This window comes from Thioalkalivibrio sp. (assembly GCF_041685615.1).
Taxonomy (GTDB): domain Bacteria; phylum Pseudomonadota; class Gammaproteobacteria; order Ectothiorhodospirales; family Ectothiorhodospiraceae; genus Thioalkalivibrio.
The window spans coordinates 28,254-46,599 of record NZ_JAWLFK010000014.1; the positions used below are offsets into that span (position 1 = coordinate 28,254).

21 protein-coding genes and 1 pseudogene are annotated in these 18,346 nt (G+C 66.8%); 16 read left to right on the forward strand and 6 right to left on the reverse strand.

From position 1 onward, the window contains the following. The 3 genes from asnB to ACESLR_RS04640 all read right to left on the reverse strand — a co-directional run. A partial coding sequence (gene asnB / locus ACESLR_RS04630) for an asparagine synthase (glutamine-hydrolyzing) (protein ID WP_373066736.1) occupies positions 1-830 on the reverse strand: 830 nt, incomplete at its 3' end. 98 nt (positions 831-928) lie between these two features. Beyond that, positions 929-1,819 carry a LysR family transcriptional regulator gene (locus tag ACESLR_RS04635; RefSeq protein ID WP_373024638.1) on the reverse strand — a complete coding sequence of 297 codons (891 nt, stop codon included), beginning with the start codon at positions 1,817-1,819 and terminating at the stop codon, positions 929-931. A gap of 202 nt (positions 1,820-2,021) precedes the next feature. Next, positions 2,022-2,411, reverse strand: a complete 390-nt coding sequence (locus tag ACESLR_RS04640) for a hypothetical protein (RefSeq protein WP_373024618.1) — start codon at positions 2,409-2,411, stop codon at positions 2,022-2,024. A 53-nt stretch (positions 2,412-2,464) separates the two neighbouring features. On the opposite strand from ACESLR_RS04640, the gene sohB reads away from it, so the two are divergent. The 6 genes from sohB to ACESLR_RS04670 all read left to right on the forward strand — a co-directional run bounded on the left by sohB (position 2,465) and on the right by ACESLR_RS04670 (position 7,659). Next, entirely contained in the window at positions 2,465-3,571 is a 1,107-nt protein-coding gene (gene sohB, locus ACESLR_RS04645; RefSeq protein ID WP_373024619.1) for a protease SohB, read from the forward strand. A 70-nt stretch (positions 3,572-3,641) separates the two neighbouring features. Then, a complete protein-coding gene (locus ACESLR_RS04650) occupies positions 3,642-4,145 on the forward strand; it encodes a DsrE family protein (protein WP_373024639.1) in 504 nt (167 codons plus the stop codon). 209 nt (positions 4,146-4,354) lie between these two features. After that, on the forward strand, positions 4,355-4,819 hold the full coding sequence (locus ACESLR_RS04655; protein ID WP_373024620.1) for a DUF302 domain-containing protein: 465 nt from the start codon (positions 4,355-4,357) through the stop codon (positions 4,817-4,819). A gap of 95 nt (positions 4,820-4,914) precedes the next feature. Further along, on the forward strand, positions 4,915-5,418 hold the full coding sequence (locus ACESLR_RS04660; protein WP_373024621.1) for an ATP-dependent zinc protease: 504 nt from the start codon (positions 4,915-4,917) through the stop codon (positions 5,416-5,418). Continuing rightward, a complete protein-coding gene (rimK, locus tag ACESLR_RS04665) occupies positions 5,415-6,320 on the forward strand; it encodes a 30S ribosomal protein S6--L-glutamate ligase (protein ID WP_373024622.1) in 906 nt (301 codons plus the stop codon). Before ACESLR_RS04660 ends, rimK begins: the two co-directional genes overlap by 4 nt. Before the next feature lie 265 nt (positions 6,321-6,585). Then, positions 6,586-7,659 carry a succinylglutamate desuccinylase/aspartoacylase family protein gene (locus ACESLR_RS04670; RefSeq protein WP_373024623.1) on the forward strand — a complete coding sequence of 358 codons (1,074 nt, stop codon included), beginning with the start codon at positions 6,586-6,588 and terminating at the stop codon, positions 7,657-7,659. A 52-nt stretch (positions 7,660-7,711) separates the two neighbouring features. Here the strand turns inward: ACESLR_RS04670 and ACESLR_RS04675 are convergent, their stop codons facing one another. Next, positions 7,712-8,149: a nucleoside deaminase gene (locus ACESLR_RS04675; RefSeq protein ID WP_373024641.1), complete on the reverse strand. Its 438-nt coding sequence runs from the start codon at positions 8,147-8,149 to the stop codon at positions 7,712-7,714. A gap of 104 nt (positions 8,150-8,253) precedes the next feature. Next, the gene (locus ACESLR_RS04680; RefSeq protein WP_373024624.1) at positions 8,254-8,727 is read right to left on the reverse strand and encodes an aminoacyl-tRNA deacylase; all 474 of its coding nucleotides are present in this window, start codon (positions 8,725-8,727) and stop codon (positions 8,254-8,256) included. Between the two features lie 93 nt (positions 8,728-8,820). Here ACESLR_RS04680 and ACESLR_RS04685 point away from each other — a divergent pair, with 93 nt between their 5' ends. The 7 genes from ACESLR_RS04685 (at position 8,821) to ACESLR_RS04715 (ending at position 14,926) form a co-directional block, all read left to right on the forward strand. Further along, on the forward strand, positions 8,821-9,825 hold the full coding sequence (locus ACESLR_RS04685; RefSeq protein ID WP_373024625.1) for an LLM class flavin-dependent oxidoreductase: 1,005 nt from the start codon (positions 8,821-8,823) through the stop codon (positions 9,823-9,825). An 84-nt stretch (positions 9,826-9,909) separates the two neighbouring features. After that, complete coding sequence (locus ACESLR_RS04690; RefSeq protein ID WP_373024626.1) at positions 9,910-10,443, forward strand: macro domain-containing protein; 534 nt, start codon at positions 9,910-9,912, stop codon at positions 10,441-10,443. Further along, positions 10,440-11,852: a nicotinate phosphoribosyltransferase gene (locus tag ACESLR_RS04695; protein WP_373024627.1), complete on the forward strand. Its 1,413-nt coding sequence runs from the start codon at positions 10,440-10,442 to the stop codon at positions 11,850-11,852. Before ACESLR_RS04690 ends, ACESLR_RS04695 begins: the two co-directional genes overlap by 4 nt. Further along, on the forward strand, positions 11,845-12,423 hold the full coding sequence (locus ACESLR_RS04700) for an isochorismatase family protein (protein WP_373024628.1): 579 nt from the start codon (positions 11,845-11,847) through the stop codon (positions 12,421-12,423). The genes ACESLR_RS04695 and ACESLR_RS04700 overlap by 8 nt, the downstream gene beginning before the upstream one ends. Continuing rightward, positions 12,416-13,033, forward strand: a complete 618-nt coding sequence (locus ACESLR_RS04705; RefSeq protein ID WP_373024629.1) for a phosphoribosyltransferase — start codon at positions 12,416-12,418, stop codon at positions 13,031-13,033. The genes ACESLR_RS04700 and ACESLR_RS04705 overlap by 8 nt, the downstream gene beginning before the upstream one ends. Before the next feature lie 330 nt (positions 13,034-13,363). Next, the gene (gene trpB, locus ACESLR_RS04710; protein WP_373024630.1) at positions 13,364-14,560 is read left to right on the forward strand and encodes a tryptophan synthase subunit beta; all 1,197 of its coding nucleotides are present in this window, start codon (positions 13,364-13,366) and stop codon (positions 14,558-14,560) included. A gap of 99 nt (positions 14,561-14,659) precedes the next feature. Continuing rightward, positions 14,660-14,926 carry a DksA/TraR family C4-type zinc finger protein gene (locus ACESLR_RS04715; protein ID WP_373024631.1) on the forward strand — a complete coding sequence of 89 codons (267 nt, stop codon included), beginning with the start codon at positions 14,660-14,662 and terminating at the stop codon, positions 14,924-14,926. A 32-nt stretch (positions 14,927-14,958) separates the two neighbouring features. On the opposite strand, the gene ACESLR_RS04720 is transcribed toward ACESLR_RS04715, so the two are convergent. Further along, positions 14,959-15,264, reverse strand: a complete 306-nt coding sequence (locus ACESLR_RS04720; RefSeq protein ID WP_373024632.1) for a hypothetical protein — start codon at positions 15,262-15,264, stop codon at positions 14,959-14,961. 125 nt (positions 15,265-15,389) lie between these two features. Here ACESLR_RS04720 and ACESLR_RS04725 point away from each other — a divergent pair, with 125 nt between their 5' ends. From ACESLR_RS04725 to ACESLR_RS04735, 3 genes and pseudogenes are all read left to right on the forward strand, one after another. Next, positions 15,390-16,343: a histone deacetylase family protein gene (locus ACESLR_RS04725; RefSeq protein WP_373024633.1), complete on the forward strand. Its 954-nt coding sequence runs from the start codon at positions 15,390-15,392 to the stop codon at positions 16,341-16,343. Positions 16,344-16,483: 140 nt separating this feature from the next. Continuing rightward, positions 16,484-18,103 carry a BCCT family transporter gene (locus ACESLR_RS04730; protein ID WP_373024634.1) on the forward strand — a complete coding sequence of 540 codons (1,620 nt, stop codon included), beginning with the start codon at positions 16,484-16,486 and terminating at the stop codon, positions 18,101-18,103. Positions 18,104-18,248: 145 nt separating this feature from the next. Then, positions 18,249-18,346, forward strand: a pseudogene (locus tag ACESLR_RS04735) (CPBP family intramembrane glutamate endopeptidase); the annotation flags it as partial.

Genomic DNA, 18,346 nt, shown 5'->3' on the forward strand with positions numbered 1-18,346 from the left:
GCGACCAGCAACGACGAATCCAGCCCGCCGGAGAGCAGCACGCCGACGGGCACATCGGCGACCTCCAGGCGCTTGCGCACGGCACTGCGCAGGGCGTGTTCGATGCGCTCCTGCCATTCGCCGTCCGATACCGGCTCGGCCGGGCGGTGTGCATGCAGCGTCCAGTAGCGCTGCAGCCGCTCCTGGCCCCGGGCATCGATACTCAGGTAGTGGCCCGGCTCGAGCTTGCGGATGCCGCGCAACACGGTACGCGGCGCGGGTACCACCGCGTGCAGCGAGAACAGCAGGTGCAGGGCCTCGGCATCCAGCTGGGTATCCACGCCGCCGGCCGCCAGCAGGGCCTGTGTGTTGGAGGCGAAGCGGATGCCCCCGCCGACGCGGGCCAGATACAGCGGCTTGATGCCCATGCGGTCGCGGCCCAGCAACAGGCGCTGGGCGCTCCCGTCATACAGGGCGAACGCGAACATGCCGTGCAGCCGCGCCACGATCCCCTCGCCCCACTCCGCGTAGCCGCGCAGGATCACCTCGGTATCGCCGCTGGAGAAGAAACGATGGCCACGGCCTTCCAGTTCGCTACGCAGCGCGCGGAAGTTGTAGATCGCGCCATTGAAAACCAGCGCCAGCCCGGTCTCCGGATCGAACATCGGCTGGTGCGCGCGTTGCGAGAGATCCAGGATCGACAGCCGGCGGTGCCCCAGGGCCACACGCCCGGAGGCCCACAGCCCATCGGCGTCCGGCCCGCGGCGTTCCAGGCAGGGCAGCATGCGCGCGACGGCCTCGCCACTCGCGCGTCGCTCGCCCCAGACGAATTCTCCTGCGATCCCGCACATCGGTTCGTTCCTTGTGGTTTCGTGTTGGGTCCGGTGTCGCCACCATTATCACGTGCGCGCCGGGGCTTCGCGTGCGGGCACGCTCCCACTCGACCCGGTCAGGCTGATGGCGGGGCCCGGAAGGTCTGTTCCAGTGTCCCCATCAGGGCCTGGCTGGCCGCGCCCGCACGGTCGCGATCGGCATGGGCAATGTAGAACGGCACCATGTGGCGCGCCCCGGCCTCGAGGTCCAGTTCGACCAGACGCGCCGCCGCAAGATCCCCGGCGATGCGATCCTCCGGCACCCAGGCGAACCCGATTCCGGAACGCAGGACCTCGCAGGCCGTTCCCATGTGCGAGACCGTCCAGCGCTGGTCGGCCTCCAGCCAGCCGCCCTCGCCGGAACCCTGGTCACCCGAATCGCGCACCACGACCTGGCGATGCGCCTGCAGGTCGCGCCGGGTCAACGCCTTGCCCGCCTGCGCCAGGGGATGCGACGGATGCGCGACACAGACCATCGACAACTCGCCGAGGCAACTCCCGAGATAGCCGGAGGGCAGTTCCGGCCCCAGCAGGATGTCCACGGCCGCATCCCGCAGCATGTCCGGCCCGCCGCTCAGCACCACCTCGTGCAACTGAATCCGGGTGGCCGGGTAGGCCCGCGAGAAGGCTTCCAGGGCCCCGATCACCGGCTCGCGGGGCAGGAGCTGGTCGACCGCCAGCCGGATCTCGGACTCCACCCCCGCCGCCAGCGCGCCGGCCAGGGTCTCGATCTCCGCCGCCTCTTCCAGCAAGTGCCCGGCCCGGCGCAGCAGCGCCTCACCCGCCGGGGTGAGCACGGCCTTGCGCCCCTGCACCTGGAATACGTCCACGCCCAGCTGTTCTTCCAGCTTCTGCACCGCGTGATTGATGCTCGACGGGCTCTTGTGCACCCGTTCCGCGGCGTGTGCAAAGCCGCCCGCCTCCACCACCGCCTGCAGCATCCGCCATTGTTCCAGGGTGACCCGCATCAGTCGGCCCGCCCGCACCGCCGCCCCAGCGGGGAAACGCCGATTGATGTGCATATTCGCGCCCGGGTCGCTTTTGCGGGCGAACAAGGCGCGGTGACGGCCGTGCCGTCATGCTGCACAAGGGAACCGCAACGCCGGGTGCGCGCCCGGTCTCGGAACACAGGGAGCACCCACGCGAACGTGTACATGAATCCGTGTCTCCCTAGTGCTCGTCGGGGCACCCACAACCCGGATTGTGGGCACGGGCGTGCCACTCCTCGCGCAGGCGGGCATAAGCCGCACCGGTCAGCAGGACCAGGTGCACGGTGGAGGGATAGATCCGGCCATCCAGGCGCAGGGTCTCGGTCAGTTCGGGATCGCGGCCTTCCGGGATGTAGAAAAAATCCATCCCCTCGCGCAACTGATCCTTGCGCGCCTTGAACAGGCGAAAGGCCGTGCCCTTGGGCACCCCGTTCCACTCGTCGACCTGGCGCAGGCTCAGGGTCGCGTATCCGGCGTGGATGATTGGCTCCGGTACCGGACCGGCCACGGAACCTTCGCGCCCGTGAAACCGTCCCGCACTACGGGGGTCTTCAACTGTATCGGTATCCATGCTGGCATTATGCACGCACCGACTTCGAGCACCCCATCCAACCGGGACACGAAATGGAATTTCTTCAGGAATACGGACTCTTCCTCGCCAAGGCGGCCACGGCCGTCCTTGCCGCGATCATCGTGTTGAGTGCAATCGCCGGCCTGATCGCCCGTTCGCGCGAGCGTCGGCCGGACCGCCTGAACGTCAAGCGCCTGAACGATCGTTTCGAGCGGATGGAAAAGACCGTGCGCCGGGCGGTCGAACACCGCCGCGGCCGGATGGAACGCCTGCGCGACTGGATCAGGCGCAAACGCGGACGCGCAAACACCGATTCGCCACCGGGCGCCGGGACCCGCCCGGGCACCCCGCCGGAAACCGGACCACAAACCGGCGCGGACGCCACAAAAGGCGATGGCAACACCGCCGCCGAGCGCCCGCGCGTGTACGTGCTGCGCTTCGACGGCGACATCCGCGCCTCCAGCGTCGAGAGCCTGCGCGAGGAGATCACCGCGATCCTCACCATGGCACGTCCGGAACAGGACCGTGCCATTGTCTGCCTGGAGAGCCCCGGGGGACTGGTGCCCTCCTATGGTCTGGCGGCCGCCCAGCTGGCACGCTTGCGCGAAGGCGGGCTGGACCTGACCGTCGCGGTCGATCGCGTCGCCGCCAGCGGCGGCTACATGATGGCGGCGGTCGGTCACCGCATTGTGGCGGCCCCGTTCGCGGTCCTCGGCTCGATTGGCGTGGTTGCGCAGATTCCCAACTTTCACCGCTGGCTGTCACGCAACGATATCGACGTCGAATTGCTGACCGCCGGAGAATACAAACGCACCCTGACCATGCTGGGCGAGAACACCGACGAGGGGCGCAAGAAATTCCGCGAACAACTGGAAGAGGCCCACGAACTGTTCAAGACCTTCCTGGCCCGTTACCGCCCGCAACTGGACCTGGACCAGGTCGCCACCGGGGAACACTGGTACGGCGAGCAGGCCCGCGAGATGGGGCTGGCGGACGAACTCCGCACCAGCGACGATCTGCTACTGGAACTGACGCGCGAGGCGGACGTCTTCGAACTGACCTATCACCGCCCCCAGACCCTGGGGCGGCGCATCACCTTCGCCATGGAGTCCGTCCTCGAACGCGTCCTGCGCAACCAGGCGCCGGGAACCCGGGTTTAGCGACCTTGCGGATGATGGCCCCCACCTGTCACGTCAACAAGAAGTGCACAAAGGCACCGTTAACTAGGAGATCACGATGAACAACACGAGATTGATCCGTCCACTGGTACTGATTGCGGCCATCGCAGGCCTTCTTGCCATGCCCCTGACCATCATGGCGGATGAGAACATGCCCTGGGGCAGCTCGGAGCTGGCCGACAAGACATATGAGCCTCAACGGGTGGTCTATGACATTGCGGTGCCTGATGCGGAGGCGCTCGAGGGTGTGCTGGACCGGATCAGCTTTCTGAACAACGTCTACGAGGCCGACCCCTTCGATTCGCACATTGTCGCGGTCCTGCATGGGGACGAGATCCCGCTGTTCACCGGCGACAAACTGGAAGAAAACCGCGACTTGATGGAGCGCGTGCACTCGCTTACCCAATCCGGGAATATCGAATTCCGGATGTGCGCGGCAGCCGCTCACAGCCACGGGGTCGAGCCCGAGGACGTCCACGGCTTCGTGCAAGTGGTACCGATGGCGGATGGCGAAATCATCCAGCTGCAGCAAGAAGGCTACGCGTACATGCAGTAACCCTCGGGGCGATCGCCGGTCACCCTGGGTCGTACTTCCGAATTCTGTCGCGCCCCACTTCGCACATGGCACCGCTGGAAGACGGTTCCAGGGCCCCGTCGCTGATATTTCTGCATCGATCGTCTACCTTCTACGGAAGCGATCAATGTGACTGTCCCTCGCAATTGACCACCCATCACACGATCGATCCGCAATACAAGGACCCTGCCATGAAGAAGATGCTTCTGACCGCATTGCTGCCCATGGCCCTGGCCGCAATGCCGGCGCTGGCCGCCGACGTGCCGGGTATGATCACCAAGGCCAGCCCGCATTCCGCCTCCGACACCCTGGACCGCCTGGAGAAAGCGCTCGAGGCCAACGATGTGGGTGTCGCCCTGCGCTGGGACCACGCCGCAAAGGCCGCGGACGTGGATATTGACCTTGGCCCCACGGAACTCCTGTTGTTCGGCAACCCCGCACTGGGCAGCCACATGTTCACCAGCCAGCGGACCGCGGGCATCGACCTGCCGATGAAGGCGCTGGCATGGACCGACGACGACGGCCAAACCTGGCTGGCCTACAACGATCCGGAATGGATGGCCGAACGCCACGGAATCGACGACCGGGACGACGTCCTGGACACCATGAGCAAGGCGCTGGACAACCTGACCCACGCGGCCATCGCCGAGGATTGAGCCTTTCCCCGGGAGCCCGGGTCCGGGCTCCCTTCCCGCTCGCCCCGGACGGGTGATTCGTTATAGTGGGGCTTCCACCCGCACCGGGAGCCGACGTGGATCGCCCGTCCCCTTCCAGCCACAGCGCCGCCCTCCCTGGCGACCGGCCCATTCTGGGCTGGCGCGAATGGGTCGGACTCCCCGATCTCGGCATCCCCGAAATCAAGTGCAAGGTCGACACCGGCGCACGCAGTTCCGCCCTGCACACCTTCCGGATCGATCCGTTCACCCACGACGGTCGCGAATGGGTGCGCTTCGGCATCCACCCCCACCAGCACGATGCCGAAACCGAAGTCTGGTGCGAAGCGCCGGTACTGGACATGCGCAGCGTAACCGACTCGGGCGGGCACACCGCCGAGCGCTACTTCATCGCCACCCGGGTACAACTCGGGTCGATCATGCTGCCCGTTGAACTTTCCCTGACCAGCCGCGATACCATGCTTTTCCGCATGCTGCTCGGCCGCGAGGCCATGCGGGGTCGCTTCCTGGTCGACCCGCAGGCCTCGTTCGTCGCCAGCCACCATGCACCCAACCCAACAGCCCAGCAGGCGCCTGAATGAAACTCGGCATCCTCTCGCGAAACAGCAAGCTCTACTCCACGCGGCGCCTGGTCGAGGCCGCGGACCAGCGCGGCCACGAGGTACGCGTGGTGGATCCGCTGCGCTGCTACATGAACATCACCGCGCACAGCCCGCAGATCCACTACAAGGGCGACATCCTCGACCAGTTCAACGCGGTCATTCCGCGCATCGGGGCATCGATCACGTTCTATGGCACGGCGGTGCTGCGCCAGTTCGAGATGATGAACGTCTACCCCCTGAACGAATCGGTCGGCATTTCCCGCTCGCGCGACAAGCTGCGCAGCCTTCAGCTGCTGTCGCGCCGGGGCATCGGGCTGCCGGTCACCGGTTTTGCTCACTCGCCGGATGACATCGACGACCTGCTGGCCACGGTGGGGGGCGCGCCCTGCGTGATCAAGCTGCTGGAGGGCACGCAAGGCCTTGGCGTCGTCCTGGCGGAGACCACGCAGGCGGCCGAGAGCGTGATCCAGGCCTTCATGGGCCTGAAACAGCACATTCTGGTGCAGGAATACATCAAGGAGGCCAAGGGCTCGGATATCCGCTGCCTCGTTATCGGCGACAAGGTCGTCGCCGCGATGAAGCGCCAGGCGAAGGAAGGCGAGTTTCGCTCCAACCTGCACCGCGGGGGCAGCGCCACATTGTCCCGCATCACCCCGGAGGAACGCGCGACCGCCGTGCGCGCGGCCAAGGTCATGGGCCTGAACGTCTGCGGCGTGGACCTGCTGCGCTCCAATCACGGCGCGGTGGTCATGGAGGTCAACTCCTCGCCCGGGCTGGAGGGCATCGAGAACGCCTCGGGCAAGGACGTCGCGGGCATGATCATCGACTTCATCGAGAAAAACGGCAAGCCCAACCGGACCAAGACCAAAGGGCGCGGCTAGTGGGCCCTGCGGTTAATCAGGTAACGCTCAGAGCCACTGTGCGGGCGCGAATCAAGGCGCGTTTCGCAGGGAATGGCAGCGTCCTTTCCAAGCAACGCAACGCCGAGTCGCGCCGGCACAGTGACTCCGGAAGGGCCATCGTACAAGCGCCGTGGGCTGCGTCCCGCTCGATTGAATGGGCGACGGCCAGTCCTGCGCTCGCGCGCCTTGCCCACAACGCTTATGCGACGGCTGAGCGTTACCTGATTAACCGCAGGGCCCACTAGTGCCCGGCGCACCCCGAGCACTGCGCAACAAGCCGATCACGATCGGCGGCACCACGGTCCGTCCCGGCGAACGGCGCACGGTGGAGTTGGAGCTGGGGGCGCTGTACACCCACACCCCCACCAATATGCCGGTTCAGGTGCTGTGCGGCCGGCGCAAGGGGCCGGCCCTGTTCGTCAGTGCCGCCATCCACGGGGACGAGATCAACGGCGTCGAGATCATCCGCCGTCTGCTCAAGGTGCCGGCGCTGCGGCGCATGAAAGGCACCCTGCTCGCCGTGCCCGTGGTCAACATGCACGGCTTCATCAACCAGAGCCGTTACCTGCCCGACCGGCGCGACCTGAACCGCTGTTTCCCGGGATCCCAGAAGGGCTCGCTGGGCGCGCGGGTCGCGCGGCTGTTCATGCGCGAGATCGTCCAGCGCAGCACCCATGGCATCGACCTGCATACCGGCGCCCTCCACCGCTCCAATCTGCCGCAGATCCGGGCCAACCTGGACCACCCGGAAACCCGCGAACTCGCCCGGGCCTTCGGTGCGCCGGTCATCCTCAACTCGGCCCTGCGCGACGGTTCCCTGCGCGAGGCGGCCGCGGAACGCCAGATCCCGATCCTGCTCTACGAGGCCGGCGAGGCCCTGCGCTTCGACGAACTCTCCATCCGCGGCGGGGTACACGGCATCATCGAGGTGATGCGCCATCTGGAGATGCTGCCGGCCGTACGCCGGCGACCGCGCAAGGAGCCCATCATGGCGCGCACCAGCGGCTGGGTACGGGCGCCGCAAAGCGGCATCCTGCGGACCTTCGTGCGCCAGGGCGACCGGGTTCTCCGCGACCAGACCCGGCTCGCCATCGTCTCCGATCCCTTCGGCGAGGCCGAGACCGAGATCCTGGCCCCCGCGTCCGGCATCATCATCGGCGGACTCAACCTGCCGCTGATCAACGAGGGCGATGCCCTGTTCCACATCGCCCAGTTCAACCGCACCGATCTGGCCGTGGAACGCCTCGAGAGCTTCCAGGAAAACCTCGAGGCCAGCGACTACCCCTACGCCGACCCGCCCCCGCGCGAAGGCCCCTGAGTCCGCCTTGCAACCGCACCACCGGGACGGAGAGCCGCCGGTGGCACCGGTCTCAGTCGCCGATGTCCTCCTGCCACAACTCGGGATGCGTCTCGATAAATGAACGCATCAGTTCGCGACAGCCCGGATCCTGCACTACGTCTACCTGGACGCCATGCCCGCGCAGCCACTCCTCCTCGCCCAGAAACGACTCGTTCTCGCCGATGATCACGTGTGGGATGCCATAGAGCACGATGGCCCCGCTGCACATCGCGCAGGGCGACAGCGTCGTATAGAGCGTGCACTCGCGGTACACCTGCGCCGGCTGGCGCCCGGCGTTCTCCAGGGCATCCATTTCCGCGTGCAGGATCGCGCTGCCCTGCTGCACTCGCCGATTGTGGCCGTACCCGATCACCTCGCCCTGGTGCACCAGCACCGAGCCAATCGGGATTCCGGCCTCGCCCAGGCCTTCCCGTGCCTCGTCCAGCGCCATCTCCAGGAACGGATCCATCGTCGTCATCCACTCGCTCCGGTTCACCTGGTTGCCGGAGAAGGTAGCCGAATCCGCGTTCTCCGGGCGACCCCGGACGCGCGCTCGTCCGGCATCGGGGGCTGTCAAACATGAGCGCTGAACTGGCCTCGAAGGGGCTGGCCGAGAAGGAACAGGAAGTCCGCCTCGCGCAGATGCACGAGCGATTCGTGATCGCCGGCCTCAAGGTACACATCGCGCTGCTCCAGCAGGCTGTCGTCGACCAGGGTCTCCAGCCCGAAGGCGGAACCCAGGGCGGGGATCGCACCCCGCTCGCAGTCGGCAAACACGTGGGCCACCTCCTCTTCGGTGGCCAGGCCTACGTGTTCGCCCAGCAGGCGGTGCAATCGACCCAGCTTCACGCGGCGTGTCGCCGGCACGATGGCGAGCCGGTACTGGCCGTCCTCCTCGACCAGCAGGACCGCCTTGGCCACGGCGTCACCCGGCACGTGGGCCGCCTCGGCCGTGCGGCTGGCCGAATCGGAATGCGGATGGCGAACCAACTGGTAGGTCACCGAATGCTCGTCCAGAAAGTTGTTCAGGGTCCTGGAAATACTCATGGCTCACTCTCCGCACTGCGTCTCCCTGAACTATAGACCCCGCCATGCGTGTCGGCGCCCGCGACAGCCCGGCGTGTCGGTACAATCAAACCCATGATCCCATTCTCCGTACTCGACCTCGCCCCGATCACTGCCGACGGGGACGCCACCCGGGCGCTGCACAACACCCTCGACCTCGCGCAGCACGCCGAAGCCCTTGGCTTTCAGCGCTACTGGCTCGCGGAGCATCACAACATGCCGGGTATTGCGAGCGCGGCCACGGCGGTGATGATTGGCCAGGTCGCTGCGGCCACAAAGCACATTCGGGTGGGCGCCGGCGGGATCATGCTGCCGAACCATGCCCCGCTGGTGGTCGCCGAGCAGTTCGGCACCCTGAACGCGCTGTACCCGGGCCGCATCGACCTCGGCCTGGGCCGCGCGCCCGGGACCGACCCGACCACCGCGCGCGCCCTGCGCCGCGCCCCGGACATCGACCCCGAGCAGTTCCCGCGGGACGTCGCCGAGGTCCTGGGCTACCTGGACGATCCGCAGCCGGATCAGGTGATCCGGGCCATACCCGGCGCCGGGCAGCGCGTGCCCGTCTGGATCCTGGGATCCAGCCTGTTCGGCGCCCAGCTCGCCGCCCGCATGGGCCTGCCGTACGCCTTCGCCTCTCACTTCGCCCCCGGCCACCTGATGAACGCACTGGCGCTGTACCGTGACCAGTTCCGGGCATCCGCATGGCTGGACCGCCCCTACGCCATGCTCGGCTACAACGTGTACGCCGCCGCCACCGACGAGGAGGCCCGGACCCTGGCCAGCTCCATGGAACAGGCCTTCGTCAGCCTGCGCCGCGGGCGCCCGGAAGCGATCCAGCCCCCCATCGAGGGCTACCGCGAGCGGCTCGACCGGGCTGAACGCGCCATCGTCGAGCAGACCATGGCCTGCTCCGGGATCGGGTCGCCGGACACGGTGGAAAACGGGATCCGCCGGTTTCTCGAACGGACCGGCGCCGACGAGCTGATCATCACCACCTCCACCTTCGACCACGCGGCCAGGCGACACTCGCTGGAGCTGACCGCCGCGGTACGCGACCGGCTCGCCGGAGCGACGCGCTGAGCACCGGTTCACCCGCCCGGAACCCATGCCCTATGCTTGGGGCAGGGGCCGGCAAGGCCACGATTATCCCGGACGGGGGAACACATGCGGGTCAAGGTCCACGACATCACCATCGAATGCACCACCGGCAACATCGCCGCACAGCGCGACATGGACGCAGTGGTCAACGCTGCCAACGCCTGGCTGCGCCCAGGGGGTGGCGTGGCGGGAGCGATCCATCGCGCGGCCGGCCCGGGGCTGGAGCGGGAATGCCAGCCCCTGGCCCCGATCGAACCGGGCCAGGCGGTCCTGACCGACGCCCACAACCTCCCCAACCGCTTCGTGATCCACTGCCTCGGGCCGGTCTACGGGCATGACGAGCCGGCCAGCTGGCTGCTGGCCGCCTGCTACCGCAACGCCCTGCTCCGGGCGGAAGAAGCCGGAGTCTACAGCATCGCCTTTCCGGCGCTTTCCACCGGCGCGTTCGGCTACCCCATCGAAGAGGCCGCCCGGATCGCCCTGCAGACGGTCATCGAGGCCACCCCGCGCCTGGACGCGGTCGGCCACATCCGCTTTGTCCTGCACACCGACGCCGATCGCGACATCCATGCGCAGATCCTGGAGGAGCTGACATCATGACCGGGGCCGGACGCACAACGGCCCCGAACAGCAATGGCCTGGCACTCTTCACCGATCTGTACGAACTGACCATGCTCCAGGCCTATTTCGAGGAGGGCCTGCACGCCCCCGCGGTTTTCAGCCTGTTCGTGCGCCGCCTGCCGCAACGGCGTAACTATCTGCTGGCCTGCGGGCTGGATACGGTCCTGGAACAACTTGAGGGTCTGCGCTTCGAGGCGTCGGATCTCGACTACCTCGCCAGCCTCGACCGCTTCTCCGACCGGTTCTTGCGCTGGCTGGAGGGTTTTCGTTTCACCGGGTCGGTCCGCGCCGTGCCCGAGGGCACGCCCGTCTTCGCCAACGAACCCATTCTGGAGGTCACCGCACCGCTGCCCGAGGCGCAGCTGATCGAAACCCTGGTGATGAACCAGATCCACCTGCAGACGGTTCAGGCCAGCAAGGCCGCCCGGCTGGTGACGGCCGCCGGAGGTCGACAAGTGGTCGACTTCGGGGCCCGGCGCATGCACGGGCTGGATGCGGCGGTGAAAGGCGCGCGCGCCTTTCATGTCGCCGGGGTGACCAGCACATCCAATGTCCTGGCAGGCAAGGCGTACGGCATACCGGTGAGCGGCACCATGGCGCACAGCTATATCCAGGCGCACCATGACGAATCCGAGGCCTTCGCCGCCTTTGCCCGGCTCTATCCGGAGACCGTCCTGCTGGTCGATACCTACGACACGCTCGAGGGCGTGCGCCGGGTCATCCAGCTCGGCGACGAGCTGGGCGACGACTTCCGCGTGAACGCCGTGCGCCTGGATTCCGGTGACCTGGGGGCCCTGGCCCGGCAGGCACGGGAGATGCTGGATGATGCCGGCCTGCAACAGGTCGGGATCTTCGCCAGTGGCGGGCTCGACGAATATGCCATTGGCGATCTCCTGGCACAGCAGGCGCCGATCGATGCCTTCGGCGTCGGCACGAGCATGGGCATCTCCACCGACGTGCCAGACCTGGACATTGCCTACAAGCTGGCAGAATACGCCGGCGAGGGCCGCCTGAAGCTCTCCAGTGGCAAGCCCATCCTGCCGGGGGCCAAGCAGATCTTTCGCCGCCATCAAGACGGCCTGTTCGCGGGCGACATCATCGGCCGCCAGGACGAAAACCAACCCGGGGAGCCGTTACTGCAGCCGGTGATGCGCGAGGGCCAGCGCCTGCCCGCGCATACTCGCGATCTGGACGTGCTGCGCAGCCACACCGCGCACCAACTGGAACAACTGCCCCCTTCGATCCGCGCTATCGAGCCCGCAGACACGCCCTACCCGGTGTCCGTCAGCCCGGCGCTACAGGCACACCAGGATGCGGTCACCCGCACCGTCCGGGCCCGATATGCGGCATCGGGGCAAGGGACACACGGAGGGAATGCCAATGACTGACAACCCACGCGATCACCTGCAAACCGGGGACGCCCTGCTGATCGTCGACGTGCAGAACGATTTTTGCCCCGGTGGCGCCCTGGCCATCGACCACGGCGATACCGTGATCCCGGTCCTCAACCGCTGGCTGGACGCCGCGGCTGCACTGGAAATTCCGGTCTACGCCTCGCGCGACTGGCATCCAGCCGGACACCCGAGCTTCGAGGAACAGGGTGGCCCCTGGCCTCCGCACTGTCTGCAGGACGCTCCCGGAGCCCGGTTCCATGCCGACCTCGCCCTGCCTCCGAACACGATCAAGGTCACCAAGGGGGTCCGCTTCGATCACGACCAGTACTCCGCCTTCGATCAGACCGGTCTGGGGGAGGAGCTGCGCAAACGGGGCGTCACGCGGATCTGGCTCGGCGGCCTGGCCCTGGACGTCTGCGTGGCCGCGACGGCGCTGGACGCGCGCAAGGAGGGCTTTGCCGTGCACCTGATCCCGTATGCCTCGCTGCCCGTTACGCCGGAAGGCGGTACGGAGGCCCGAATGCAGATGAAAGAAGCGGGCGTGGAGATCGCAGCGCATGGCTGAACCCAGCAGGATGCCGGTCCAGCTGATCACCGTGGACGAGGTGGTCCGTGCCGCCGACGACCTGGCGCGGCAGGTCCTGGCCAGCGACTTCCGACCCGACTGCATCGTCGCCATCGCCCGGGGCGGCTTCATGCCGGCCCGTTTCCTGTGCGACTTCCTGCACGTGCACAAGCTCCTGAGCCTCAAGGTCGAGCACTACACCTCGGGCGCCCGCGAAAAGCAGCACGCGGCGGTCACCGTCCCACTCGCCGGAGACGTGCGCGGCGAGCGCGTGCTCCTGGTGGACGACGTGAACGACTCCGGGGACACCCTGGCGGCCGCCCGCCCCCATCTGGAGGGTTTCGGGCCGGTCGCGGTGCGCACCGCCGTGCTGCACGAAAAGGCCACCACAAGCTGCCGCGCCGATTTCCGCAGCCAGGCCGTACAGGAGTGGCGCTGGATCCTCTACCCCTGGGCCGTCATCGAGGATGTCGGCCAGTTCGCCCGCGAGATGGATCCGGCCCCGACAAGCCCCACCGATCTGCATGCCCGCCTGCAGCAGAACTACGGCCTCGCGCTGGACCCCGGCGAGCTCGAACGCGTCATCCGCTACAACCGGCTCGACTTCTGATCCCACCCCCGCAAAGGGCCGCACCACCGCCCACAGTGAACGCAGCTTTGAACCCCCGTTGCAAGGCCACGCAGGGTGCGCGGCAAACAGGTGGAACTAGCCATGTTCCCCGGGCACCCGGGCACCCGCGGCGACCCCCCGGCGCTGCACGCCGCGCGACGACGGTCCCATTTCTTCGTCATGGCGTGTCCCGCAGCACCCGCCGACACCACCTGCGTGCCGGTCCAGTGGCCCGGGCTTGGCATCCCGCGCCGCGCGAAGGATCATACGCCCTGGTGCCCGCGCGGCCGGACGCCCCTGATCACAACCCATCCAGCATCGAGACCGCCCATGTCGTATCTGAAGGATTTCCCCAACCCGGAAGGCTACTTCGGTGAATTCGGCGGCGCGTTCCTGCCGCCGGAGCTGGAACCGCACTTCGCCGAGATCAACCATGCCTACCGAACTCTGGCCCGCTCCGGCGACTTCCTCAACGAGCTTCGCTACATCCGCAAGCACTACCAGGGGCGCCCGACGCCGGTGTACTACGCCCACAACCTGAGCCGCTCGGTGGGCGCACATATCTTCCTCAAGCGCGAGGACCTGAACCACTCCGGCGCGCACAAGCTGAACCACTGCATGGGCGAAGCCCTGCTGGCCAAGCACATGGGCAAGAAGAAGCTGATCGCCGAGACCGGCGCCGGCCAGCACGGCGTGGCCCTGGCCACCGCGGCGGCCTACTTCGGCATGGAGTGCGAGATCCACATGGGCGAGATCGACATCGCCAAGGAGGCGCCCAACGTCACCCGCATGAAGCTGATGGGGGCGCAGGTGGTGCCCGTGTCTTTCGGCGGCCGCTCGCTGAAGGAGGCCGTGGATTCCGCCTTCCAGTCGTACCTCTCGCAGGCGGACGAGGCCCTGTTCGCGATCGGTTCCGTGGTCGGGCCGCACCCGTTTCCGCTGATGGTGCGTAACTTCCAGTCGGTGGTGGGCATCGAGGCGCGCGAGCAATATCTGGAGATGAGCGGAGGCGAGTTGCCCGACCACGTGGTCGCCTGCGTCGGGGGCGGTTCCAACGCCATGGGCATGTTCGCCGGCTTCATCGAGGACGAACAGGTACAGCTGAACGGCGTGGAACCGCTGGGGCGCGGCACCAAACTGGGCGAGCACTCCGCCACCATGACCTACGGCAAGCCGGGCATGATCCACGGCTTCAAGTGCATGCTGCTGGCCGACGAGGCAGGCAATCCGGCCCCGGTCCACTCCATCGCCTCCGGGCTGGACTATCCCGGTGTCGGCCCGGAGCACTCCTACCTGAAGACCACCGAGCGCGTCGCCTACCACGCCATCAACGACGACGAGACCCTGGATGCCTTCTACCAGCTCTCGCGCACAGAGGGCATCATTCCGGCGCTGGAAAGCGCCCATGCCGTCGCCTGGGCCACGAAGCACGGCCGCGAGAATCCGGGCACGGCCATCCTCGCCAACCTCTCCGGCCGCGGCGACAAGGACATCGACTACGTTGTCCGCGAATTCGGCCACGGCTGAAACCGGCCGAAAACTGCAGTGCCCCGCCCGTCCAGTGGAACTCCACGGCCGGTTCCAGCAGTCAGATGGACATTAACCACCTCGACGCGAGGGCACGCAATGGCAGGCGGATGGGCGAAGGATGGCGCGGAGCAGGAGCAGATCGACCACACGGTGGAAGATGCCCTGCAGCGCGTGCGCAGCCAGATTCCCGACGGCGACAGCCTTTCGCATTGCGAGGACTGTGGCGCGCCCATTCCGGAGGGTCGGCGCCGGGCCCTTCCGGGCGTGCGCCTGTGCGTGGCCTGCCAGGAAGCGCAGGACGCCGAACAGCAGGCCACGAGCCCCTACAACCGGCGTGCCTCGAAGGACAGCCAGCTGCGCTGAAGCCATCCACGGAAACACGGATCCGTGCTTCCCTAAAGGTACTTCAGCCGCGTTTGCAGGGAGGCCGGATCGGAGGCCACGTCCTTCAGGCTGGCACGATCGTCGGCACTCCCGACCACCAGCCCCTTGCCCGACACCGGGATTACGCTGTCAATCTGAAAGCGCCCGCTGGTGCCACGCAGAAAGCACTCCTCGTCGAAGAACAGGCGATCACCATCCGGCCCGATCTCGTCCGATTCGAGCGTTTCGTAGCCGATCAGGCGTGCGATGTCGTCGCGCCCTCCCACATCCACCTCTTCGATCGTCTGCTGCTCGGGATCAACCAACAAGGCTTTCATTCGGTTTCCCTCCACCTGCGCGATTCATGCGGGTACTACGGTACCGGTCCCGTCGCCACAGGACCACCGGGTCCGTGACCCGCACACCCCTATACTCGTGGAAGGCACCCGGCGGAGACACGTCCATGACCCAGACAGCCTACATCTCGCATCCCGACTGCCTGCTGCACGACCCCGGGCCGCATCACCCCGAGCGACCGGCGCGCCTGCACGCCGTTCGCAACGCGCTGCTCGACGAAGGGCTGCTGGAAGGCCTTTGCCTGCTGGACCCGCAGCCTGCCACCGACGCCCAACTCCAACGGGTCCACACGGCGGCACATGTGGCGCATATCCGTGCAAGCGCCCCCGCTTCGGGGTACCAGGCCATGCTCGACCCGGACACCGTCATGGGCGAACACTCGCTGCAGGCGGCCCTGCGCGCGGCCGGTGCCGGCATCGAGGCAGTGCGGGCCGTCATGGAGGGAGATGCGGACAACGCCTTCTGCGCCGTTCGACCGCCTGGTCATCATGCCGAACGCGACCGCGCCATGGGGTTCTGCCTGTTCAACAACGTGGCGGTGGCCGCCGCCCACGCACTGGAACACTACGCGCTGTCGCGCGTCGCCATCGCCGATTTCGACGTCCACCATGGCAACGGTACCGAGGACATCTTCCGCGATGATCCTCGGGTGCTGTACTGCTCCAGCTTCCAGCATCCGTTCTATCCCGACACGCCCCGCGCCGAACGGGAACATCTGATACACACGCCCCTTGCCGCCGGGACCGGCGGAAAAAGCTTTCGCGCGGCAATCGAACGCGACTGGATACCGGCGATGGACCGTTTCGTGCCCGAACTCATGCTGGTATCGGCCGGTTTCGACGCCCACCGGGACGATCCTCTGGCTGGACTCGATCTCGACGAAGACGACTTTGCCTGGGTCACGCGTGCGCTCGCCGCGGTAGCATCACGCCACGCGGGCGGACGGCTGGTTTCGATTCTGGAAGGGGGCTACGACCTTTCCGCCCTTGGGCTCAGTGCGGCCACCCATGTCCGCGCACTGTCCGGGGTTCCTGGCCATCAGGCTTTCAGAAGCCCCTGATCCTCCGTTCCCCGTCGACAACACAAGGGGTCCCACCGGCGCTTTGCATTTTGGTTCTTGCACGTCTTTAATCCACGGGGTTGCCGTGATGGCACCGTCGGCCACGGCAACCCCCGAGAACACGACACAAGGAGGCGACTGTGAGCGAGAATCCACGAGACCTCGAGGAACAGAAAAAGGAACTGGAAGCCGAATACGAGACCGATCACGAGATTGGCGAGCAGAACATCAACCCGCTGGGGCTGGACCTGCACAACCCGGTCTTCGTGGTCAGCGCAGCACTGATTGTCGTATTCGTCATCCTGTCCCTGATCTTTCCGGAACAGGCGAACGAACACCTCGAAAACACACGTGAGGGGATCGGACGCGCCTTCGACTGGCTGTTCCTCTCGGCCGGCAACATCTTTGTCCTCTTCTGCCTGGCCCTTGTCCTCCTGCCCATCGGACGCATCCGCATCGGCGGCCAGGATGCCAAGCCGGAATTCTCGGTCATTTCCTGGTTCTCGATGCTGTTCGCCGCGGGCATGGGCATCGGCCTGATGTTCTGGAGCGTGGCCGAACCGGTGGGCTACTTCACCGAATGGTTCGGAACGCCCCTGGGGATCGAAGGCGGGACCGAAGAATCCCGCCAGGCCGCCCTGGGCGCCACCATGTATCACTGGGGCCTTCATCCCTGGGCAATCTACGCGGTCGTCGGCCTGGCGCTCGCGTTCTTTGCCTACAACAAGGGCCTGCCGCTGACCATCCGTTCAGCGTTCTATCCCCTCCTTGGTGAGCGCGTCTGGGGCCCGATCGGCCACGTCATCGACATCCTCGCCGTTCTGGCCACCATGTTCGGTCTGGCCACCTCGCTGGGCCTCGGTGCGCAGCAGGCCGCCTCGGGCATGGAGTTCCTGTTCGGCATCGACTCCGGCCTGAACACCCAGGTCGCCATCATCATCGGCGTGACCATCATCGCCCTGATGTCGGTCATGCGCGGCATCCATGGCGGCGTGAAGTTGCTCAGCAACATCAACCTGCTGTTCGCCGCACTGCTGTTGCTGTTCGTGATGGTGGCGGGTGGCGTTCTCGCGTTTCTTGCCAACGTCGGTACCACGGCAACCGGGTACGTGCAGTACTTCATCCCGCTCAGCAACCCGGTCGGGCGCGAGGACGAGACCTTCTACCACGCCTGGACCATCTTCTTCTGGGCCTGGTGGATCTCCTGGTCGCCGTTCGTCGGCATGTTCATCGCCCGCGTCTCCCGCGGCCGCACGGTACGCCAGTTCGTCACAGCCGTATTGCTGGTACCGACCCTGGTCACCGTCGTCTGGATGAGCGCCTTCGGGGGCTCGGGACTGGCTCAGGCACGCGATAGTGTTGGCGCCCTGGCGGACGGCATCTCTGAATCCTCCCTGGCCCTGTTCCAGATGCTGGAGCACCTGCCGTTCACCGCCATCACCTCGTTCCTGGCGATCGCTCTGGTGCTGGTGTTCTTCATCACCTCCTCGGACTCGGGCTCGCTGGTGATCGATGCCATCACCTCGGGCGGCAAGACCGACGCACCGCAATCCCAGCGCCTTTTCTGGGCCACCACCGAAGGCGTGGTCGCCGGGGTCCTGCTGGCGGTCGGTGGCGAGGCGGCGCTCAACGCACTGCAGGCGGGGGCCGTGAGTACGGGCCTGCCATTCGTCATCGTGCTGCTGCTGATGTGCGTCAGCCTGATGAAGGGACTGTTCCACGAACTGGCCCTGATCCGCATCGAGGAAGCGAAGACCTGACGCCCGCCACCCCCGTATGGCCGCAACAGGCCACCCGGCCCCCGTCCCGGCCCTGTCCGGTACGGGGGTTTTTCGGTGCGGGACAACCGCCCCCGGAATCGGGCATCCTCCCGCGGATGAATCCGCACGCCCCGGCCCGCCAACCATGAGCCTCCGTCAAACGATTGCGCGACACCCGTTGCTGGCCGGGCTGGCCTTTCAGGCCGTGCTGATCCCGCTCGCCCTGATCCTGGCCCGGGTGGC

Excerpts from the sequence above, each read along its gene's own strand:
- ACESLR_RS04690 (WP_373024626.1), top strand. The coding sequence starts at position 9,910 with ATGCGGGTCAAGGTCCACGACATCACCATCGAATGCACCACCGGCAAC.
- ACESLR_RS04695 (WP_373024627.1), top strand. The coding sequence starts at position 10,440 with ATGACCGGGGCCGGACGCACAACGGCCCCGAACAGCAATGGCCTGGCA.
- ACESLR_RS04635 (WP_373024638.1), bottom strand. The coding sequence starts at position 1,819 with ATGCGGGTCACCCTGGAACAATGGCGGATGCTGCAGGCGGTGGTGGAG.
- ACESLR_RS04700 (WP_373024628.1), top strand. The coding sequence starts at position 11,845 with ATGACTGACAACCCACGCGATCACCTGCAAACCGGGGACGCCCTGCTG.
- ACESLR_RS04725 (WP_373024633.1), top strand. The coding sequence starts at position 15,390 with ATGACCCAGACAGCCTACATCTCGCATCCCGACTGCCTGCTGCACGAC.
- ACESLR_RS04720 (WP_373024632.1), bottom strand. The coding sequence starts at position 15,264 with ATGAAAGCCTTGTTGGTTGATCCCGAGCAGCAGACGATCGAAGAGGTG.
- ACESLR_RS04640 (WP_373024618.1), bottom strand. The coding sequence starts at position 2,411 with ATGGATACCGATACAGTTGAAGACCCCCGTAGTGCGGGACGGTTTCAC.
- sohB (WP_373024619.1), top strand. The coding sequence starts at position 2,465 with ATGGAATTTCTTCAGGAATACGGACTCTTCCTCGCCAAGGCGGCCACG.
- ACESLR_RS04715 (WP_373024631.1), top strand. The coding sequence starts at position 14,660 with ATGGCAGGCGGATGGGCGAAGGATGGCGCGGAGCAGGAGCAGATCGAC.
- ACESLR_RS04705 (WP_373024629.1), top strand. The coding sequence starts at position 12,416 with ATGGCTGAACCCAGCAGGATGCCGGTCCAGCTGATCACCGTGGACGAG.
- ACESLR_RS04680 (WP_373024624.1), bottom strand. The coding sequence starts at position 8,727 with ATGAGTATTTCCAGGACCCTGAACAACTTTCTGGACGAGCATTCGGTG.
- ACESLR_RS04685 (WP_373024625.1), top strand. The coding sequence starts at position 8,821 with ATGATCCCATTCTCCGTACTCGACCTCGCCCCGATCACTGCCGACGGG.
- ACESLR_RS04655 (WP_373024620.1), top strand. The coding sequence starts at position 4,355 with ATGAAGAAGATGCTTCTGACCGCATTGCTGCCCATGGCCCTGGCCGCA.
- rimK (WP_373024622.1), top strand. The coding sequence starts at position 5,415 with ATGAAACTCGGCATCCTCTCGCGAAACAGCAAGCTCTACTCCACGCGG.
- ACESLR_RS04675 (WP_373024641.1), bottom strand. The coding sequence starts at position 8,149 with ATGGATCCGTTCCTGGAGATGGCGCTGGACGAGGCACGGGAAGGCCTG.
- trpB (WP_373024630.1), top strand. The coding sequence starts at position 13,364 with ATGTCGTATCTGAAGGATTTCCCCAACCCGGAAGGCTACTTCGGTGAA.